The 18,499-nt window shown below is 48.6% G+C and carries 21 protein-coding genes; 9 read left to right on the top strand and 12 right to left on the bottom strand.

From position 1 onward, the window contains the following. Nucleotides 1-592: 592 nt before the first annotated feature. The 3 genes from C8R30_RS07045 to C8R30_RS07035 form a co-directional block, all read right to left on the bottom strand. On the bottom strand, nt 593-2,077 hold the full coding sequence (locus C8R30_RS07045; RefSeq protein WP_107789843.1) for a high affinity choline transporter 1: 1,485 nt from the start codon (nt 2,075-2,077) through the stop codon (nt 593-595). 208 nt (nt 2,078-2,285) lie between these two features. Then, complete coding sequence (locus C8R30_RS07040; protein WP_107789842.1) at nt 2,286-2,660, bottom strand: hypothetical protein; 375 nt, start codon at nt 2,658-2,660, stop codon at nt 2,286-2,288. A gap of 109 nt (nt 2,661-2,769) precedes the next feature. Then, nucleotides 2,770-3,507 carry an EI24 domain-containing protein gene (locus tag C8R30_RS07035; protein WP_107789841.1) on the bottom strand — a complete coding sequence of 246 codons (738 nt, stop codon included), beginning with the start codon at nt 3,505-3,507 and terminating at the stop codon, nt 2,770-2,772. A gap of 130 nt (nt 3,508-3,637) precedes the next feature. Between C8R30_RS07035 and flgM the strand changes: the two genes are divergently transcribed. Further along, entirely contained in the window at nt 3,638-3,964 is a 327-nt protein-coding gene (gene flgM, locus C8R30_RS07030) for a flagellar biosynthesis anti-sigma factor FlgM (protein ID WP_239654096.1), read from the top strand. Between the two features lie 93 nt (nt 3,965-4,057). Here flgM and C8R30_RS07025 read toward each other — a convergent pair whose 3' ends face one another. From C8R30_RS07025 to C8R30_RS06995, 7 genes are read right to left on the bottom strand one after another with little or no spacing between them, the layout of a single operon-like run. Continuing rightward, on the bottom strand, nt 4,058-5,227 hold the full coding sequence (locus C8R30_RS07025; protein WP_107789840.1) for an alkaline phosphatase PhoX: 1,170 nt from the start codon (nt 5,225-5,227) through the stop codon (nt 4,058-4,060). Nucleotides 5,228-5,239: 12 nt separating this feature from the next. Further along, on the bottom strand, nt 5,240-5,917 hold the full coding sequence (gene pgl, locus C8R30_RS07020) for a 6-phosphogluconolactonase (RefSeq protein WP_090671808.1): 678 nt from the start codon (nt 5,915-5,917) through the stop codon (nt 5,240-5,242). Beyond that, nucleotides 5,914-6,555, bottom strand: a complete 642-nt coding sequence (locus tag C8R30_RS07015) for an HAD family hydrolase (RefSeq protein ID WP_090671805.1) — start codon at nt 6,553-6,555, stop codon at nt 5,914-5,916. The genes pgl and C8R30_RS07015 overlap by 4 nt, the downstream gene beginning before the upstream one ends. Before the next feature lie 2 nt (nt 6,556-6,557). Continuing rightward, on the bottom strand, nt 6,558-7,502 hold the full coding sequence (locus tag C8R30_RS07010) for an NAD-dependent epimerase/dehydratase family protein (protein WP_090671803.1): 945 nt from the start codon (nt 7,500-7,502) through the stop codon (nt 6,558-6,560). Next, entirely contained in the window at nt 7,495-8,430 is a 936-nt protein-coding gene (locus tag C8R30_RS07005; RefSeq protein ID WP_107789839.1) for a phosphoglycerate dehydrogenase, read from the bottom strand. Before C8R30_RS07005 ends, C8R30_RS07010 begins: the two co-directional genes overlap by 8 nt. Then, entirely contained in the window at nt 8,427-9,188 is a 762-nt protein-coding gene (locus C8R30_RS07000; protein WP_090671798.1) for an HpcH/HpaI aldolase family protein, read from the bottom strand. The genes C8R30_RS07005 and C8R30_RS07000 overlap by 4 nt, the downstream gene beginning before the upstream one ends. Nucleotides 9,189-9,208: 20 nt before the next feature. Further along, nucleotides 9,209-9,958 (bottom strand): 3-deoxy-manno-octulosonate cytidylyltransferase, encoded by a 750-nt coding sequence (locus C8R30_RS06995; RefSeq protein ID WP_107784249.1) that lies wholly within the window; start codon nt 9,956-9,958, stop codon nt 9,209-9,211. Nucleotides 9,959-10,266: 308 nt separating this feature from the next. Between C8R30_RS06995 and C8R30_RS06990 the strand changes: the two genes are divergently transcribed. The 8 genes from C8R30_RS06990 (at nt 10,267) to C8R30_RS06955 (ending at nt 17,177) form a co-directional block, all read left to right on the top strand. Continuing rightward, nucleotides 10,267-11,544: a hypothetical protein gene (locus tag C8R30_RS06990; RefSeq protein ID WP_107789838.1), complete on the top strand. Its 1,278-nt coding sequence runs from the start codon at nt 10,267-10,269 to the stop codon at nt 11,542-11,544. Between the two features lie 27 nt (nt 11,545-11,571). After that, nucleotides 11,572-12,366: an FkbM family methyltransferase gene (locus C8R30_RS06985; RefSeq protein WP_090671789.1), complete on the top strand. Its 795-nt coding sequence runs from the start codon at nt 11,572-11,574 to the stop codon at nt 12,364-12,366. Between the two features lie 62 nt (nt 12,367-12,428). After that, nucleotides 12,429-13,697 carry a hypothetical protein gene (locus tag C8R30_RS06980; protein WP_090671787.1) on the top strand — a complete coding sequence of 423 codons (1,269 nt, stop codon included), beginning with the start codon at nt 12,429-12,431 and terminating at the stop codon, nt 13,695-13,697. A gap of 126 nt (nt 13,698-13,823) precedes the next feature. Further along, on the top strand, nt 13,824-15,077 hold the full coding sequence (locus C8R30_RS06975; RefSeq protein WP_090671785.1) for an O-antigen ligase family protein: 1,254 nt from the start codon (nt 13,824-13,826) through the stop codon (nt 15,075-15,077). Nucleotides 15,078-15,128: 51 nt separating this feature from the next. Continuing rightward, complete coding sequence (locus C8R30_RS06970; RefSeq protein WP_338061149.1) at nt 15,129-15,821, top strand: O-methyltransferase; 693 nt, start codon at nt 15,129-15,131, stop codon at nt 15,819-15,821. Between the two features lie 95 nt (nt 15,822-15,916). Further along, the gene (locus C8R30_RS06965; RefSeq protein ID WP_090671779.1) at nt 15,917-16,174 is read left to right on the top strand and encodes a DUF2024 family protein; all 258 of its coding nucleotides are present in this window, start codon (nt 15,917-15,919) and stop codon (nt 16,172-16,174) included. A 55-nt stretch (nt 16,175-16,229) separates the two neighbouring features. Next, nucleotides 16,230-16,745: an invasion associated locus B family protein gene (locus C8R30_RS06960; RefSeq protein WP_090671776.1), complete on the top strand. Its 516-nt coding sequence runs from the start codon at nt 16,230-16,232 to the stop codon at nt 16,743-16,745. An 87-nt stretch (nt 16,746-16,832) separates the two neighbouring features. Further along, on the top strand, nt 16,833-17,177 hold the full coding sequence (locus tag C8R30_RS06955) for an arsenate reductase family protein (protein ID WP_090671773.1): 345 nt from the start codon (nt 16,833-16,835) through the stop codon (nt 17,175-17,177). A gap of 126 nt (nt 17,178-17,303) precedes the next feature. On the opposite strand, the gene rplS is transcribed toward C8R30_RS06955, so the two are convergent. Continuing rightward, on the bottom strand, nt 17,304-17,693 hold the full coding sequence (rplS, locus tag C8R30_RS06950; protein WP_107789837.1) for a 50S ribosomal protein L19: 390 nt from the start codon (nt 17,691-17,693) through the stop codon (nt 17,304-17,306). 25 nt (nt 17,694-17,718) lie between these two features. Next, nucleotides 17,719-18,495 carry a tRNA (guanosine(37)-N1)-methyltransferase TrmD gene (gene trmD, locus C8R30_RS06945; protein WP_204799372.1) on the bottom strand — a complete coding sequence of 259 codons (777 nt, stop codon included), beginning with the start codon at nt 18,493-18,495 and terminating at the stop codon, nt 17,719-17,721. Between the last annotated feature and the right edge of the window lie 4 nt (nt 18,496-18,499).

The raw sequence follows: 18,499 nt of genomic DNA, 5'->3' as shown, positions 1-18,499 counted from the left end.
GCCCGGATGAACACCAGGCAAATATCCTGCGCGCTTTGGGCATTACGTTTCCCACTAAACCAAAAATTAGCAAGCGCACAAAAATCAACAAGCATACCGCGTAGGCAGCAGCCATTTCAGCAGTATCGTCATTTTTTAAAGTAAAAACATACAACTACAGCATTAATGCGTTTGCTAGCCGGGGGAAGATCCGACTGATCGCGTTAGGTACGAATGTTGTTCCTCGTCTACGCTTCGGTGTACGCGAAACTGGTCAAACCGGAAAGGCCGGGGAACATGTGCAAACCCGGTTTAGCGGGGAGGCGCAATTACAATTGTCGGGGTTGATCGATGAAGCGATTGAGGTGATTTCTCAAAGATTGCCTTTATAAAGAAGCCCTGGCATTTGATATTTTGAGCGTGTTATTCTTTGATAGCCTGCTTGTTTGCCTTGATATAGCAGCATGATGGCGGTGAGCTTTTCCACTTTTTTATGCTAAAGAATCCTTAATTTTTGCCAGGATTTTCTCCAGACATGCCGACGGATATCTACATAAATAAAGCATTCCCGCCGTAATCCGGGGAGAATTAGTCTTAAAAAAGATCAGAAAAATCAGTGCGGCGTAACATGATGCGTTTCCATGGCCGCGCGGTGCTGTAATTCGTGCAACGGACGCCCGGGTGTTTTATGGCCGACCCGCTGAGGCAACAGTGAACCGGCGAACATGCCCAACGCTGAAATGGCAAGGCCGATCAACTGGGGCGGGATCAGGCTTTCTTCGCCAATCAGGATTTCGATCATAAGCCAGGAGAGTAAACCACCGAAAATAGCTGCGAGCGCACCCTGAGTCGTGGCGCGTTTCCAGAATATGCCGCAAAGCAATGGCACAAAGGCACCAGCCAACGTGACCTTATAGGCACTTTCAACCATTTCAAAAATGGTGGCGTCAGAATAGAGCGCGAATGTGAGCACGATAGCACCAAAACTTACCAAGGTGGCGCGCATGACCCAGAGAAACTGATGATCGCTCATTTTCGGGCGGAAGCCACGAATTACATTTTCAGCAAAGGTGACAGACGGCGCCAGCAGGGTCGCCGATGAGCAGCTCATGATTGCCGAGATCACTGCACCAAAAAATAGAACTTGCGCAACGAGAGGGGTATGCTGCAATACCAGAAAAGGGAGTACCAACTGAGCGTCCTCTGACAGCAACTGTGCGAATAATGCCGGATCGATCAAAGTAGCCGAATAGGCAATGAACATGGGTACAAAAGTGAAGCTGAGATAGATCACAGCACCCAGAATCGAGCCCCACAGAGCGACATGGGCACTTTTTGCTGAGGTAACACGTTGAAACACATCCTGCTGCGGAATGGAACCGAGCATCATCGTGATCCAGGCGCCGAGAAAGGCAATCCACTTCCATAGATCCAATTCCGGGAAAAGTTTAAGCTTACCTGCCAAGCTGGCATGATCGATCACCGCCGTAGCACCACCGCTGACTTTACCGCTGATGATCCAGGCAATAAAAAGCAAGCCGCTTATCGACACGAACATTTGCACGAAATCGAGGATGGCCACTGAGAACATGCCGCCGAAAGTGGTGTAGGTGAGCACGATCACAGTGCCGAGTATCATGCCGGTTTCCTGGCTGACTGCGCCATCGGTGACCACATAAAAGATCAGACCGAGTGCTTTGATTTGCGCGGCGACCCAGCCGAGGTAAGCTGCAACGATACAGATCGAAGTAAGTACTTCCACCGTGCGGTTGTAACGCATGCGGTAAAAATCGCCGAGCGTGAGAATATTGAGCCGATATAGGTAGCGCGAGAAAAGAATGCCAGCGATGACCAAGCACATAGAGGACCCAAACGGGTCGGCGGCAACCCCGGTCAGGCCCTCTTTCACGAAGGTGGCTGGGATACCGAACACCGCCTCGGCGCCGAACCAGGTGGCGAAGACTGTGGCCGTTACTACTGGCAGCGGTAGCGAGCGGCCTGCAATAGCGAAATCCTTGGCGTTATGCACGCGTGTTGCCGCATAGAGGCCAATGCCGACAGAGATCATCAAGTAGAAAATTACGAACCACAGAAGCATGACAGCTTCACCCAAGTGTAATGAGTTGGAGTATTAATATTTGAGCAAGGGCAGGATTATACTGAGGGATGGAAGGAAAATAAACCTTCCATCCTCTCACAAAGTTTCGTATTGATAAGTACTTATCCTCTTTTTTGCTAGTATCTCTACCAATTCGAGATTGAACGCAAGACAGAAAATTAGGGCAATACGTCCCTGTAACGTCGCATTATTTTGCAGGTGTGATGTAAGGTTTACAGTAAACTCTGGCTGGAAATTCCGGGCTTTTCCGATGATTCTTGATGACATCGCCGCCGTGTTTTATGCATGCCATCGTTGATTTATCCAGGCTGGCAAAATACGCGTTGCTGCCAGGCAAGTCGGCGATGGGCGGAACATCGGCTCTTATTCGTTGGCAAGTTTCTGGATCATTTTCGGAAATCTTATCATTCGTCGAGGGCGGTAACGGGCATAATTGGCAAGGGTCCCCTGGACACAGACATCCGGTGCAAGATGCTTGTGCATACGCGGTGAGCGGATTGAGAAAACTACTTAGGATCAGTAAAGTGGCTAGCTGGAATAGGTTGTTAATTGTTAACGGCATAAAAAGAGTCTCCAAGAATTTTGCTAGATCTAAACGTTAAACCATGCATAACATAAATCGGTTTGATAATAACTACTGACAGCTTTTCGAGTCGTTGCCCGGTTTCAATCTATCCAATTTGGGGGAGTTGGTTCGATTGAGCGCGAAGTTTCTTCAGCCGAGTGAGCTCAAAATGAATGAACGCTAAAGCCGTTATTGTCGGCGCAAAAAAATTTAATATTGGAACGAATTGCAAGACACCGGTTAACAATCCCAGCCCCCAAAGCATAAGTTTGTCCGTCTTCAATAGCGTCTTCAATTCTTCCGGGTTGGCGTGTTCCGCCAAGGCATCGTAACTAAACACTCTCTGGTTCAAATAAGCAGCAGCTACGAAAGATATTATCATTCCAATCCCGATAAACCAAAAAGGAAGCGCGATCCCCCATAATACGATGAATACCAAGGTTGCCGAGATGACATTGACCAAACTGCCCATGATGGTTCCGCCGCTCTGCCGGTCGAGTTGAGGGAAATAACGCTTGGCCACAAAATTGATCAGGGCTGGCATGGCGAATAGTGCCGTTATTACCAGCGTGGTAACCACCACTAACATAATAAAAATAACGACATTGAGGAAGCCTTCTATACCGGTGATCGCTTTTTCCAAATAAAACTCGTCTAGCCAATTGCTGATCGCTGTTGAAGAGATCATTTCGCGGATCCAGTCTGCGGAGGGAATCCAAAAGAAATAGCTGATGCCTGTCCAAAGCAGACAGGCAGCGATCAGAGGCCAAATGAATAGCCATAAAATCTTGGGATGCAAAAGATTACGGAAGGCTAATAAGAATGCATGCAGGATCTGAGTCATATCGATGGTAAATAAACGTGGCTATTCATGAATAAAAAAATAAGTTTTATAATAGATCTACTTTGATCTAAAGTTTTTCTGCTAAAAACCGCTAAATCTTTTAATATTTTCTATCAAAAAGGATTGAATCTTGAAAAGAGATAACTCGAATCCAGCACAAGTGGTGAGGAACATGGTTAATAAAGATCAGAAATATGATGAAAAAATCTCTCCGGATACTGTGACGGATTTTTCTCAAGCAGAAAACGTCGTGCCATTACGAAAGCGTACTATTATAGCGAACGCTGAGCCGATGAACAGGGCAACAATAAATAGCGCTAAGGTCGCGGAAATCAAACAGGCGATCATGGAAGGCCGTTTCAAAGTCAACCCAGAAGCAGTTGCTGATCGATTATTAGAGACTGTGAAAGAACTTGTTCAATCCAGAAAAAGTGATAAAACAAAGACACAAAAATAGGGTAGTGGCTCATGGCAGCAAGGCTTGTTCCTGGGTAATCAGACTTTGTTTTACATTGACTGCTGGATAAGCAAAGATTTTCTTACAATGTTTTCAAAGGGGCCCCGTGATTTCAAAAGTCATGCCGTTATGGTGGCGCCCTGTTTTTCCACGTTGAGAACTGAAATACAAACGCGATCCATCTGGGCTAAAAGCAGGCCCTGTCACCTCAGAGCGATTATGACCGACAAGCTGGAGTAGTGGCTTGATGGTGTTGCCCGATAAAATGACAATTTGCATATCTCCGTTATCCTCGGCTACCAGTAATTCACCCGCCGCATTTGCCACGATATTGTCGACACCGGTCAATATGGGTGTAGCATGGCGTGCCGCTTCATAAATAATTTTTAGGTGATTCTGATGGGTATCATAGGCCCATACCCGATCATCTCCCTTGGTCGTGAAGTAGATCGTTCCTTGGTGGAACCAAATGCCCTCACCGCCATTGAAACGGCTGCTTTGCTTGATTTGTTTGCGGGTGGGGAGCGAAGTCGCTTGGGGGTCAGCGAGCCGATGCCAGCGCAGTGTTCCATCGTCTTGTATCTCGGCTACCTCCAGAAAACCCGCTTTCAAGTCAGGATGGCCAGCGGTAGTGAGCGTATGAGGCGTGTAGCGGTATAGACAACCATCAGGCTCATCCTCGGTCAGGTAGAGTTGTTTGTTTTCCGTATCGACCGCGACGGCTTCATGCTTGAAGCGTCCCAAAGCATGCCTAACCTGCGCCGGTTTTTGACCAAAGGGGTCGCATTCCCAAACACTGCCGCGCTTGATTTCTTCGCAGGACAGCCAGGTTTGCCAAGGCGTGGGGCCGCCTGCGCAATTGAGATTGGTTTTTTTCAGAATGGAATACGCATCGATAAGCGTTCCATTCCGATCGAAACGAAGTGCGCCGACACCGCCTCTACGGTTTTTCATTTCACTATTGGATACATAAATCCAGCCACCTTCATCAGTCGTAAAGGTAGCGCCGCCGTCGGGTGCTGCGTGCCAACGGTAACCGAATAGGTTTTGCCCGGAGCGGGCGACGATGCGTGAGGTAAATCCCTTGGGCAAACGAACGCCATTTGCGTCGGGTGCTTGTAGCGGTCCTACGGCTGCAAGATTGGATGCATGGGCAGGTCGGGGTGTAAAGAGGAACAAGCTGTGCGTGAGCATGGCCCCCAATCCTAGACAGCCGTAACGCAGCAGTTTGCGCCGTTGGAAGTCGATGGGGTGATCGTTCATAAGTGTCTTTCGCTAATTTGTTTCGAAGATCGTAATGGGAGAGGAGCTGAGTCGAATGAGCTGGGCAAAAGGTATCGATGGGTCGGGCGATTCGATGAGTTGATCGAGCAATTGCCTTTTGACCGCCCCTGTCACAACTACGGCAATATGACAGCTATCGGCCAATGCTGACAGGGTTAGGCTGATTCGGGAACTGGGTGCGATCGGCGGTTCGACAGCTTGGCAAAGATAAGGATTGGTCGGATCGTGCACGACCCCTGGGAATAATGAAGCGATATGGCCATCTTCTCCTAATCCCAAAATAGTAAGGCTGAAGGGAGCAGGCAGCCGAGTCAGCCGCTCGTGTACCGTAGCAACGGCATCTGACGGCCGAAGATGGGGTGTTTTCAATCCAACCAAATGCGCATTCCGCGCTTCGTTTATTAACAAGCATTCACGCACAAGCCGTTCATTGGACGCATCCGCCTGCGCTTCTACCCATCGTTCATCGCTTAATGTGATATGAATATTTTTCCAGGGTAAAGCCTGCTGACTGAGCGCAGGCAAGTAAGCGCGTGGTGTTTGCCCGCCGGGTACGACTAGTGTGACAGCCGGAGAGTCACGCAGCGCACTACGGAGAGTCGAAGCGGCAAAGTCGGCAAAAGTTGTGGCCAGCGCTTGCATATTGGCATGGTGGTGACGCTCGATCATATGGTCAGTGCGCACAAATCGGGAACTGTTTTGACGTGTGCTGGAAAAGGGTTATTGTCACCCGGTCGAACGCGTCCCAGGAATGCGGTTCCATTTGCGGCCGCACCATGGTAATCGGCCATGGCGTCGCCGATCATCAAGACGCGTTCCGGCGTAAGCGAGTGAGTAGCGATGATATTGGCAATGAGTGTCTGTTTGGAGAGAGGGGAGCCACGCACTTCGGTAAAATAGGGCGCTAGGCCGCGGCGTTCGACGATTGTTCTGAGCTCATGCTCAGGGGTGCCCGATGCGACAAATAAAGGCATACGTGACGCAGCTTTTTGAATCAGTGCTTCTGCGCCGGCTACTGCCTGACTTGCGATGACCGCTTCGATGACTAACGCAGAGAAGCGTTGATCGAGTGTATTTTCTTCTTCCGCTGTCAACGGTGGATTGTTCAGTAAATATTCTTGAAAATAGCGAAATTTGAGATAGCGCGACATCCCGCCGTTTTGGCAGTGATAACGCACGACTTCGGTAACGATGTGTTCGCCATGAGCGCGATAAAGCTCAGCAAAGGCTTGCGTCTTGATATCGCCGGATTCGACGATGACGCCATCGAAATCGAAAATGATCGCTTGCCAATTTTCAGTATTCATCGTCAGGCTCTATTATCGGAAGTTGAAGGTGTGGCGTCGTCATCTTCATCCGCGTGGTGAATATGCTGGTGAATTTCCCTGAGGCAATCGATCAATCCTTGGCCGAGATCGACATGCTCGTTGAGCACCAGCTTGCGGCCAATGCGCGGCTGAAAGGCATAAGGGGTGATTTCGTAATGATGCACGACGTTGGCGTTGCCAAAACGTAATTCGACTGGCCATGGCATGATCTCCGAGATCATGGTCATGACATCCCGGATACGCAGCTTCTCCTGACCCGTTAGAATGAGATGACGGTTAGCGAATTCAGGTGCGAGCACTTGTACACTCATGCGTGCGGCATCCTCGACATGGATGTATTCGCGTATAGCGTTGCCGCTGCCATGATAGGTGATGGTGTGTTTCTGAATGGCCTCGTGCAGCATCCGGTAAATGCCGTTTCGGCGGTCAGCGCGGCGTCCGTACAATGAACCGTAACGTAAAATCGTATATTCCAGCCCATAGCGCTCATAGTAAGTCTCGGTGAAGCGTTCCGCAGCCTGCTTGCTGGCTCGATAAAATGAACCGGATTCAGAATACACATATACACTGCTGGCAAAAATGAAGCGGCGGGCGCCGACCAGGCGAGTTGCTTCCAGTACATGCATATTGCCAAGGACATTGATGGTAGCGGTTGCCAGGGGTTTGTCATGGGCTTCATCGATATCGGCGATGGCTGCAAAATTGTAGACCACCGCCGCGCCTCTGGCGGCCTCGATTACTTGCTCGATATCCATGATGTCACCGACGATCATTTCCTGATCGGGTCTTTGGTAGGGGGAGGGCGCGCGATCAAACAGGCGAACACGATAGCCGGCTTCTGACAGGGCGTCGGCTACATGGCTGCCCAAGAAGCCGCTGGCACCAAAGACGATTGCAATTTCGTTTGAAGCAGATCGATTATTCATTCATTAAGCCTATGTTCGAGAGTCCGTGCAATAAATTTTCTGCCGCTTCGATTTCCATCCGATGGCGCGATTCTTTGGCTAGCGAACCAATATGAGAAGTCAGTGTGATATTGTCGCATTTGAGTAGCGGACCCTGGTAAGGTTCCTGCTCAAATACGTCGAGCGCCGCTCCTTTTAAGTGACCTGCGAGCAATGCGTCATATAAGGCTGCCTCATCGACCAATCCGCCGCGAGCTGCATTGATGACGATTGCGCCAGATTTCATGCGTGAGAAAGCCGCTTTGTTCAGCAAGTGATGCGTGTCGGCCGAGTAAGGGATGTGGAGCGTGACGATATCTGATTCTGCCAAGAGTTGTTCCAATGGCATCAATGAAACACCTTGTTGAGTTTGAGACAAGTAAGGATCATGTGCGACGACAGTTGCTTCAAAAGCCTGACACAATCTTGCGACACGGCGTCCGATATGGCCCAGACCAACGATACCCACGGTTTGAGCAGCAAGCAAATGGCCTTGCGTGCGCGGCCATTCCCCATCGCGCAATTTTCGATCAATCAAGCCAATCTGCCTGAGCGTCGCCAACATCAAACCCAGGGTAAGTTCCGCGACTGCCTGGGCGGGGGCCTCGGGCGTATTGAAAACGGCGACGTTGTGACGCTTGGCCGCTGCTAGATCGACGCTGTCGAGACCCGTTCCGCAGCGTGAAATGACTTTGAGTTGATGGGTAGAGGTCAATACACGCTCGGTCAGCGGCTCGATGCCGGCGAGCAGCCCGATGGTGTCTTGACCGAGCAGGGAGATAATTTCGTCTTCGCTGAGTTTGCGTTTGTAAGGGTTGGTGACGACTTCGAAGCCCGCTTCGATCAGACGCTGGATAGGCGGATTGTTTGCAATGTCGAACGAAGAAGTGGAAATGACGATTTTGTTCATGGCTGGGATCGGATGATTTTCATGTGTTGACGGCAGAGGGTATCGAGTATGCGGATATCGAGGCTGTAACCCAGAAAATTGAAGCCTGCTCCAATTCGTTTCCGTAGCGCGGCAGGATCAGGCTCGATTACATGAATACCACCGGGTTTATTCAAGCGTCGGCCCGCCTCCAGTACCTTTTCGATGGCGATCTGCACCTCAGGATGGTCGAGTTCGCCAGGGCGCCCCATTGATCCGGAGAGATCATAAGGGCCAATGATATAGGCATCGATGTCGGATACTGAAAGAATTGCATCGATCTGTTGAACCGCATCGATGTGCTCGATCATGACGATAATGACGGCATTTTCTTTTAGCCATTGGCGGTATTCCTGAAAACGCGCTCCATAGCCCTGGGCGCGCGCGAGTCCGACGCCACGCTTACCCTCCGGTGGATAGTAAACAGCTTCCACCGCAGCTTGGGCATCTGCCGCCGACTTGATCATGGGCACCATCACGCCCGTTGCCCCTGCGTCCATAACGCGTTTGATTTGGTCTGGATGGTTGGAAGTGAGCCTGACGATGGCTGGACAGTCGAGTCCATCAAGAACTTGGATAATTGTCTGAGCCTCACTGAGTTCCAGCACGCTGTGCTCCATATCCAGTACCAGCCAGTCGAAACCGGCTGATGCCATGATTTCGGCAATGGCCGGATGTCCCAATGTAATCCATGAGCCGACCGTCACTTCCGAGCGTGCAAGTTTTGCTTTTAATGACATGATCAATCCTAGAAAATGAGTTAATACTGAGCAAGCAATGGATCGGATTCCATCAGTTTGGCGACGCGCGCCAGATCGGCTTCCGTATCGACAGCTTGGCTGTTGAATTCGGTTTCTACCATTTTGACACGGAGCCCATGTTCCATCAGCCGGAGCATATCGATCGATTCGAGTTGCTCCAAGGGGGTAGGGGATAATTGCGTGTACTCGAGTAGGGTGGCGCGCCTGAAGGGGATAATGCATACCTGCTTATAGGCTGGCGTGCGGGTAAAGCCTGATTTCGCCAACGTGGGAATAGGTTGGCGCGACATGTACAGGGCATCTCCTCGCTGATTCATCACAACTTTGATGGTGTTGGTATCATGAAAATCAGCCTCGTTTTCGATACGCCGCACAAGATTCACGCACCCTAATTGGGGGTCGTCACGGAAAGGGGCCACAGCGGTATCGATCATTCGAGGATGCGTCATGGGTTCATCGCCCTGTACCATTACGATCAGTTCTGCATCCAAGCTGCTGACCGCTTCTGCGATGCGGTCGCTCGCGCGCTCATGCTTATCAGAAGTCATGATGACGGGTGCGCCGAAAGCTGCCGCAGCCTCCCTGATTTCTTCATCGCAGGTAGCGATATAAGTATTATCGAGCACATCGCTCAAGGCGACGCGTTTGTAGACATGCTCCAGCATCGTTCTCCCTAGTAATTTTGCAAGGGGTTTGCCGGGAAAGCGAGACGATCCCATGCGTGCAGGGATGATAGCGATCGTTTTCATAGTGGGGATGGTGTTTTCTATTTGAATTAATTAAACGGAAAATATGGGACGTGTTTGTACTTTAACAATTGCAAGTGACGCCATTTACTCTAGGGGTTGCCATTTGCGGATGACCGGTAGGTTTAGAGAAAATTGGCAATCGCCTGACAGCTTTTTGGTAAATAAAGAATTGCACGTGTAGAATTACCCGCGCAATGGTTTTGTGCCATCGATTTCTCTGGTCTGATTTGCGAAATCATAGGTGCTAATTTGATTCATAACTCGACATAAGTATTACATTTTTTGGTGCTGCTAATCATAACACAGGTATGAAAGCTCTCTTTTTTCTTCGTCATTATAACGACATCGATCATATTACCCCTGTCATTTCCAAGTGGGTCGACTCGGGGCATAGCTGTGATGTGGTGTTGATTGGCGCACAGCGGTTTCGCCGTGATTTCCGCATTGCTTACCTGAGTCAACTGCCTGGCGTGCGTGCGGCACACATACGTGAAATTTTTTCTTCGTTTCAATTTTTCAAGTGGCGATTGCAGATGCTATTGTTGACCGGCAATCTGCGTCGTTTGTTTATTGGCCCTTTTGTGCGTTTTCTGGCGGATATTTATGATGCGAAGCGCCGTGCGCCGCTCTGGCGTGCGACTGCCGAATATCTGTTAACACGCAGCTTCACCGATGCTGATCAGGGGATCGTGGCTTTTGATTGGATCGAGCGGAATTCGGTCATTGCCGTGGAATGGGTGGAGGCGGTTGTCACTATGGCGCGGGAAAGAGGTCTGGGGGTCGTTTCCTTGCCCCATGGCGATAGTCCGCATGCCAATCAATTGATACGCCGCGGTGAATGGAAAGTGGGGCCCGATCCGCTTTTCTCGACTGCGCGGATATTCGATAAATTGGTGGTGCCCAATGAGCTTTGTGCAAAGCGTTTCCGACCTTTTTTGGCAGAGCGTTCGATCGCCATTTTGGGTTCGGCTCGTTACAGTGAAGAATGGCTGATAAAGCTCAATCAACTCATGCCTCCTTTGCCGTTGACGCGCTCCGAAAGCCGCCTCAAGATAGTGATGTTTCTGAGGAAGGCCAATTTTACGACCTTCTGGGAAGAGGTAAATGAAGTGGTTCATCTCATCGCTGCTTTTCCTGGGACAGAACTTGTCATCAAACCGCATACCCGCAGCGGGTGGAAGCAATCCTTGACCAAGGACCGCTCTTTGAAACGTTTGCCCAATGTCAGCGTAGCAGGCGATGATGTGCACTCTATCAATCTGATGAACTGGGCAGATATCTGCATCGATTTGGCCACTTCCGTGGTTTTTGAAGCGGTTCGAGTCGGCAAACCCGTATTGGCGGCGGATTACCTGCATGCTGGCCGTTCTGCGATTGCCGTATACATGCCTGAGACAGAGCTACGCTGTCGCGATGATGTCTATGAAAAAATAGAGAAGTTTCTAGCTGAAGGGTGTCATGATTTTTACATAGAAGCACATCGGCAGCGCTTCTTGAAAGAAATGCTCGATATATCGGGGCCAGGGGTATTATCTCGTTACGTCACATTGCTTGAGACCGCAGCAAGGGAACGAAGAGAGGGTTAGTGGACATTTTGATAGGGTGGTGAGCTGATGCAATCCTTATGGGCAGCAATAAAATATATTTTTTCGGTTAATTTTCTGAAAAACTTGGTGGTCGCCGCTTACTGGGCGAAAGGCGGCTATACCAAAACCAATGTCAGGGGACACACCATTCTGGTCACGGTCGATCATTGGCGGGTGCTTAAGCGCGCAAAGACTTATACGATTAAGGAACCGGATACTTTGGATTGGCTCGATGGCTTCGAACCCGGGTCGTGTTATTTCGATATTGGTGCCAATATTGGCCAGTATTCGCTCTATCCCGCCAAAAAATACGGTGCGTCTGTTGAAATCTATGCTTTTGAGCCACAAAGCAATAATTATTACGCCCTCAACAAAAATATTTTTTATAACCATCTGAAAGACCGCATCAGCGCTTACTGTATTGCGGTATCTGGAAAGACCGAGTTCTCCAAGCTGTACGTGCCTAAATTTATCCCTGGCGGGAATCGCTCACAGTTTGGGGAAGAATCGCTCGATACCATGAAAACACCCACTTCACACATTCAGGGGATGTTTGGTGTCACGCTCGATGATTTGTGCGGGAAATGGGGATTCCCCTATCCTAACTATATGAAAATAGATGTGGATGGAATAGAAATTGCCATTCTCAAGGCAGCGGGACAGGTGCTGAGACATCCTAACCTTAGATCCGTTATCGTTGAGCTGGGGACGCCCGCAGAGCAGCAAGAAGCCATCGCGATCATGCAGCAGGCTGGGCTTGAACTGAAACGTCAGTCAACCCGCAACTGGGGTGAGACGTGTTTTGTATTTGAGAGAACATAGCTTTTGATTGAATTCCCGGGTCCGTCAATTTATCCGTCCATTAATTACTGCATTGCGTAGCCATGAAAGCCCTTTTCTTCCTTCGTCATTACAACGATATCGATCACATCACGCCGGTCATCACTAAATGGGTCGAGCGTGGCCACGCATGCGATATCGTCATGATCGGCAAGAAGCGATTCGATACTGATTACCGCATTGAGTTTTTGAAGAAATTGCCTGGCGTAAGACTGGCGCATCTTCAAGATCTGCTTTCATTCATGGAATTTACCAAGTGGCGTTTACAGACGTTACTGCTGGTTAGAAGCTCTTACAATTCTTTTCTGGGTCCATTAGTCAAGGTGCTGGCGCGGCTTTACCATGCCAAGCGACGTGAAGCGACCTGGTTGCGTACCACCCGCTACTTGTTGGAAAGAAGCTTTTCAGAACCTGGAAAAGGGGTGGTTGTCTTCGATTGGATCGAGCGAAATTCGGAGATTTGCGTGGAGTGGGTGGAAATTCTGGTAGGCGTCGCCCGTCATCAGGGATTGGGAACCGTCTCGCTCCCGCACGGGGACAGCCCCCATGCGAGTCAGTTGATACGGCGGGGTGAATGGCAACTAAAGCCCGATGTATCATTCTCCGCCGCCGGGATGTTCGATAAAGTGGTGGTGCCCAATGAATTGTGCGCCCTACGCTTTCGCCCTTTCATGAATGATCAGAAGTTGGTCGTATTGGGTTCGCCTCGATACTGTGAGGAATGGCTAGCTAAATTGGCAACCTTAATGCCTCCCTCGCCTTTGGTACGCTCCGATAGTCAACTTAAAGTCGTGATTTTTCTGAGGAAGGCCAATTTTACGACCTTCTGGGAAGAGGTGGGTGAGGTTGTCCAAATGGTCGCAGCATTGCCCGGGGTGGAACTGGCGATCAAACCCCATACCCGCGGCGGCTGGAAACAATCCTTGACCAAGAGTGCAGCATTGCGACGCTTGCGGAATGTCACCATGGTGGATGATAACATTCACTCCGTGCATCTGCTGCAATGGGCCGATGTCATCATCGATCTGGCAACTTCAGTCGCATATGAAGCCATCAGAGTAGGAAAACCGGTGTTGGCTGCTGATTATTTGCATGCGGGCCGTTCTGCCGCAGCGTATTTTATGCCGGATGCTGAGATGCGTTGCCGCGATGATGTGTATGAAAAGATGACCGGTTTTCTTACAAACGGTTGCGCATCTTATTATAATGAAACGCAGCGGCAGCGTTTTATCAAAGAAATGCTGGATGTTCCCGGTAGGGACGTTCTGCCTCATTATGTCGCATTACTGGAATCCCAAGCTCAGGGAAAATAAGCCGCTAATTGCTTATCACATGAGTACTTGCTCGTCTGTTTATAAATATTCTAGTAATCGTATTTTTTATGCATGAATTTTTGCTCTCCGAAGAAAATGTTTTTTCAATGACGGGTGTTACTACAAATGGCTGAAAATCGAGTCGGTTCGCTTTTTCCTGGAGAGAATGTGCTTGCGTATGGTTGGCGTGATTTGTTTGCGCGATGTGCGCTGATTTTTTTTGGTATTGCGCTTTGGCAAAAATGGTCGCTTTTTTACGCTTTTTTCCTTCTGACCCTGGCGTGGGTGATCGATGGCGGGTTGCAGAAGTTCGGTCAGTTAGTAAAAGAACCCTTGGTGTTCGGGGTGCTGACCTTCTGTGGGTTATTGGCTTTGGGCTTGCTTTGGGGGGAGTATGCCGAAGCCGGACAGAATAAATGGAAAAAATATTTTATTTTTTTGACGTTTATCCCTTTTTTTGCCTTATTGAACAAACCTCGGCTCTTTTGGGCGATCGCTGCCTTCCTGGTGGGTTATGTAAGCGTGTTAACTGCAGGTATTTACCAATGGTTTGTATTAGGGGAGCAGGGCGTGCCTTTTTTTGAGATCTCTTATCTCGCCTATTCGGCGATGTTGGGAATCGGCATCCTTCTGGTATTTTACATAGGGAGTATCTGTCAGACCAGAAAGATGGCCATGCTGTGCTGGTTCATCGCTTTTTTATTGCTTTTTCTCCAATTTAATCAGAATGCGCGAAGTCTGCTGCTGGCCACAGTATTTGCACTTTTGTTGCTTATCTTTCTGCGTTACCGAACGGAGGTTAAATTGCTGTTTGGTGTGTTTGCTTCGATTATGGCAGCTATCTTTCTATTTGCCATGAGTAGCCCTATTTTTCAGGAAAGGCTTGTACTGATCGGGAGCGATTTGAAAGCCATGGTAGAAGGTAATTACTCGACCAGCCTTGGCTACCGGTATGCAATATGGGATATCGGTATGCATGGCATTGCTGAAAAACCGTTATTGGGCCATGGCACGGGTAGACCGGAAGTCTATTTTGAAGAGACCATACAAACCTATAAAAATGGCCTATATAAAGGCCTGCCAGAGTTTCATAAAACATCTCATTATCATAACGATTGGATTGAAATCGGCATGCATTTGGGGGGATTAGGCATTTTGACTTTGGCTTTGCTAATGTGGAGCTGGTATCGGACGTTCAAAATTCATCGGCTAAGCGTATTTGGCGCGGCTTTGATTTGTTATGTTTTTCTGGCAGGATTGTCGGATACCTTTTTACTATACAACAGGATTCCGATCCTGCTGCTAGCGGTCACCGCAATGGCGGTTTGTTGGCAACGATCGGTATCCGAGATGCGGCCAGTCAATGTGATCAAGGTATGATGGGTTTGGTTTTGTTATCGATTTAGAATTTATTGCTCAAAGGGAGGATAGATGATGGCAAATGTGCAGTCCCCAACCGTTGAAAATCCAAATGCACTGATCCCGGTGCATCCAGCAATCGAGCGTTATATGCGCGGCCTCGTCGAACACACTGACCATCCGGTATTGATCGAAATGGAAGCTTTGGCAAAACAGAAAAACTTCCCGATTGTGGATCGCTTGGTAGGCAATTCGCTAGAGGTAATGGCAAAAATGATCGATGCCAAGCGTATATTCGAATTTGGCAGCGGTTATGGGTATTCCGCTTACTGGTTTGCCAGAGCGGTGGGAGCGGAGGGGCGGGTCATTTGTACCGACGGCAATGCCGCAAACAAAATTCAAGCTGAGCAGTATCTGACTTCGGCTGAGTTGTGGGATAGGGTGGAATTTCATGTGGGCTATGCGCAAGAAATTTTTTTGCAAACCGAGGGTATGTTCGATATCTGTTACAACGACGCTGATAAAGGGGGGTATCCAGAAGTGTGGCAGATGGCGAAAGACCGGATTCGTCCAGGCGGTCTCTACATTGCGGATAACGTACTCTGGCATGGGAGAGTGGCGGTTGAAGAGTTTACCGATATTGTTTCGGGCTGGACAGAGGCGATTCGTGCGCATAACCACATGATATTTAATGACCCCGACTTCGATACGTTTATCAATCCCACGCGAGATGGAGTTATTGTGGCGCGGCGAAAAATGGCATAATAGCAAGATGAATCAGAAATCTTCAACCCATTAATCAACTTGTCTTCTTATTTAATTGTCCGACATATTTAATTTTTTTCAAAAAGGAATATTCGATGGAAATACATGTTTACGATACCTATGTAAAAGCTAAAGATGGCCATATCATGCATTTTGACGTATTCACCTCCGTGAAAGATGAAAAAAAGGCGATCGAATACGCTAAGGAATGGCTGGCATCGATTGGGGAGGGGGATGCTGTCGTGACTAGCAGAGAGTGCAGATTCTGTCATAGTCAGGGTGCGCCAGAAGAAGTGATTGAAACGATCAATAAAGACGGTTATTTCATATACAAGATGGAAGGCTGCAATTAATTCAGGCGGGTATGAGCAATCACGTTCCGATCCAATAATTTTTGGGATTTATATAATGAAACTAACTTTTGTAAAGCGGTGTGCTTTTCTGGCTGGACTTATGATGAGCGGAATGGTTTTTTCGGCTGATCCAAAAGTGATTGGTGAATTCAATGACTGGACTGCTTATGTTTATATGGAAGGCGGCAATAAAGTCTGCTATATGGTGAGTAAACCAAAGAAATCGGAAGGAAACTATACCCGACGCGGGGATGTTTTTGCGCTCGTTACACATCGGCCTGCTGAAAAAAGTAAGAACGTATTCAGTTTTGTGGCAGGTTATCCCTTTAAACAAGGCAGTGAAGTGACAGTGAGTATTGGTAGTCAGAATTTTAAGCTGTTTACTCAGAATGAAACGGCCTGGGCGCCCGATGAAGCGATGGATAACAGATTGACCAATGCGATTCGTAGCGGTAGTGCAATGGTTGTCAAGGGCACCTCTGCACGGGATACAACGACGGCAGATACATTCGGGTTATCAGGCTCATCCGCTGCGTATGGCGCCATTTCCAAGGAATGTGGCGTAAAGTAGGCAGGGTATAGATATATTTTCTGGGTAATAAATAGCAATCACTCTGATTTTTTCCATTGATGGATCTTTATAAACAGAGAAAACAGAATGAAGGACACAATAACTATTTATCAGAAACCCACGTGCAGTAAATGCCGCGCAACACTGGCTCTGCTGAATGAAAGTGGGGAGGTGTTTGATAGTATCAATTACTACGAGCAGCCGATGACAGTCGAGTTGCTGCGCGAGCTGGTACAAAAACTCAATTTGTCAGTCAGGGATATCTTACGCGCAGATGAACCGAAGGCGCGCGGAACTGATGCTGCATCCGATGATGAATTATTGCAGCTGATGGTTGACAACCCTGATTTGATTCAACGGCCTATCGTTGTAAGAGGCAATAAAGCGGTTATAGCTAGGCCGCCAGAAAACGTGAAGAAGCTTCTGGCATGATCAAAGGAAATTTACCTATTCGGTGAGAAGATGGCGTGGCGACCGAGTACAGACTCTGGTCGCCTTTCTGCCTGATACCGATTGGTTTCGCCGCTAAAACTGAGCGACAGCTTTAGCTGCCTACTTCTATGCTTCCGCTTGGTTGGTTGCTTCAGTGATGCGGCTGGGGAGTTTCTCGCGAATTCTCGCGGATTTACCTGAGCGATTTCTTAAATAATATAGCTTCGCGCGACGGACATCGCCGCGGCGCTTGACTTCAATGCTGGCAATCATGGGGGAGTAGGTTTGGAAGGTCCGTTCGACCCCTTCGCCACTGGATATTTTGCGTACAATGAACGATGAGTTAAGTCCACGATTGCGTTTGGCAATGACAACCCCTTCATAAGCCTGAACGCGCTTGCGTTCACCTTCGACTACATTTACGTTGACTACGACGGTATCGCCGGCCGAGAAATTTGGGATAACCTTGCCAAGCCGCGCGATTTCTTCCTGCTCTAATTGTTCGATCAAATTCATTCTTGTCTCCTGATATTGTCTAGGGTTAATTTATTTTGAGATGCTGAGTCCGTTTGAATGCTTCCAATAATTCGTTTTCTTCCTTGGATAAACCTTGTTTATGCTTGAGATCCCATAAATCGGGTCGTTTCAACCAGGTTCTGCCAAGCGATTGTTGCAGTCGCCAGCGATAGATTTTTGCGTGGTCTCCCGAAAGGAGGATACTGGGTACCGAATCACCCCGGTAATTTTCTGGCCGGGTATATTGTGGGTATTCCAGTAAATTATGAACAAAAGAATCTTCTTTGGCCGATTCGGCGCAACCCAGCACACCTGGAGTTTGTCGTATTATACCGTCTATCAGGACCATAGCGGCCAGTTCGCCACCTGAAATAACATAGTTTCCGATAGAAATTTCCTCATCCACTTGCCGTGTGATGATTCGTTCATCAATACCCTCATAACGCCCACAAAGCAATATCAGTCCATTCAGCTGAGATAACTGTAAAATTTTTTCATGATCGAGCAATGTTCCCTGCGGTGAAAGGTAAATAACATGGGTTTTATCGATTGCTTCTGTCCGTTGTCGGGATCTGGCCTGATTGATGGCATCATCTAGCGGCTGCGGGAGCATGACCATGCCAGGTCCACCCCCGTAAGGGCTATCATCTATTGTCCGGTAGTTATCAGTTGCAAAATCACGCGGGTTCCAAGTGTGCAACTGAAATACATCGTTTCTGTATGCTCTACCGCTAATGCCATAGCAGGTAATAGCCTGGAACATTTCAGGAAAGAGTGTAATGACATCGATTTGCAACGGCAAAATA

The sequence above is a fragment of the Nitrosomonas nitrosa genome (assembly GCF_003051105.1).
GTDB lineage: Bacteria > Pseudomonadota > Gammaproteobacteria > Burkholderiales > Nitrosomonadaceae > Nitrosomonas > Nitrosomonas nitrosa.
The sequence above is the reverse complement of the archived record's forward strand: the minus strand, read 5'-3'. Positions and strand labels throughout refer to the sequence as shown.

Excerpts from the sequence above, each read along its gene's own strand:
- C8R30_RS07045 (WP_107789843.1), bottom strand. The coding sequence starts at position 2,077 with ATGCTTCTGTGGTTCGTAATTTTCTACTTGATGATCTCTGTCGGCATT.
- C8R30_RS07040 (WP_107789842.1), bottom strand. The coding sequence starts at position 2,660 with ATGCCGTTAACAATTAACAACCTATTCCAGCTAGCCACTTTACTGATC.
- C8R30_RS07035 (WP_107789841.1), bottom strand. The coding sequence starts at position 3,507 with ATGACTCAGATCCTGCATGCATTCTTATTAGCCTTCCGTAATCTTTTG.
- C8R30_RS07025 (WP_107789840.1), bottom strand. The coding sequence starts at position 5,227 with ATGAACGATCACCCCATCGACTTCCAACGGCGCAAACTGCTGCGTTAC.
- pgl (WP_090671808.1), bottom strand. The coding sequence starts at position 5,917 with ATGATCGAGCGTCACCACCATGCCAATATGCAAGCGCTGGCCACAACT.
- C8R30_RS07015 (WP_090671805.1), bottom strand. The coding sequence starts at position 6,555 with ATGAATACTGAAAATTGGCAAGCGATCATTTTCGATTTCGATGGCGTC.
- C8R30_RS07010 (WP_090671803.1), bottom strand. The coding sequence starts at position 7,502 with ATGAATAATCGATCTGCTTCAAACGAAATTGCAATCGTCTTTGGTGCC.
- C8R30_RS07005 (WP_107789839.1), bottom strand. The coding sequence starts at position 8,430 with ATGAACAAAATCGTCATTTCCACTTCTTCGTTCGACATTGCAAACAAT.
- C8R30_RS07000 (WP_090671798.1), bottom strand. The coding sequence starts at position 9,188 with ATGTCATTAAAAGCAAAACTTGCACGCTCGGAAGTGACGGTCGGCTCA.
- C8R30_RS06995 (WP_107784249.1), bottom strand. The coding sequence starts at position 9,958 with ATGAAAACGATCGCTATCATCCCTGCACGCATGGGATCGTCTCGCTTT.
- C8R30_RS06990 (WP_107789838.1), top strand. The coding sequence starts at position 10,267 with ATGAAAGCTCTCTTTTTTCTTCGTCATTATAACGACATCGATCATATT.
- C8R30_RS06985 (WP_090671789.1), top strand. The coding sequence starts at position 11,572 with ATGCAATCCTTATGGGCAGCAATAAAATATATTTTTTCGGTTAATTTT.
- C8R30_RS06980 (WP_090671787.1), top strand. The coding sequence starts at position 12,429 with ATGAAAGCCCTTTTCTTCCTTCGTCATTACAACGATATCGATCACATC.
- C8R30_RS06975 (WP_090671785.1), top strand. The coding sequence starts at position 13,824 with ATGGCTGAAAATCGAGTCGGTTCGCTTTTTCCTGGAGAGAATGTGCTT.
- C8R30_RS06970 (WP_338061149.1), top strand. The coding sequence starts at position 15,129 with ATGATGGCAAATGTGCAGTCCCCAACCGTTGAAAATCCAAATGCACTG.
- C8R30_RS06965 (WP_090671779.1), top strand. The coding sequence starts at position 15,917 with ATGGAAATACATGTTTACGATACCTATGTAAAAGCTAAAGATGGCCAT.
- C8R30_RS06960 (WP_090671776.1), top strand. The coding sequence starts at position 16,230 with ATGAAACTAACTTTTGTAAAGCGGTGTGCTTTTCTGGCTGGACTTATG.
- C8R30_RS06955 (WP_090671773.1), top strand. The coding sequence starts at position 16,833 with ATGAAGGACACAATAACTATTTATCAGAAACCCACGTGCAGTAAATGC.
- rplS (WP_107789837.1), bottom strand. The coding sequence starts at position 17,693 with ATGAATTTGATCGAACAATTAGAGCAGGAAGAAATCGCGCGGCTTGGC.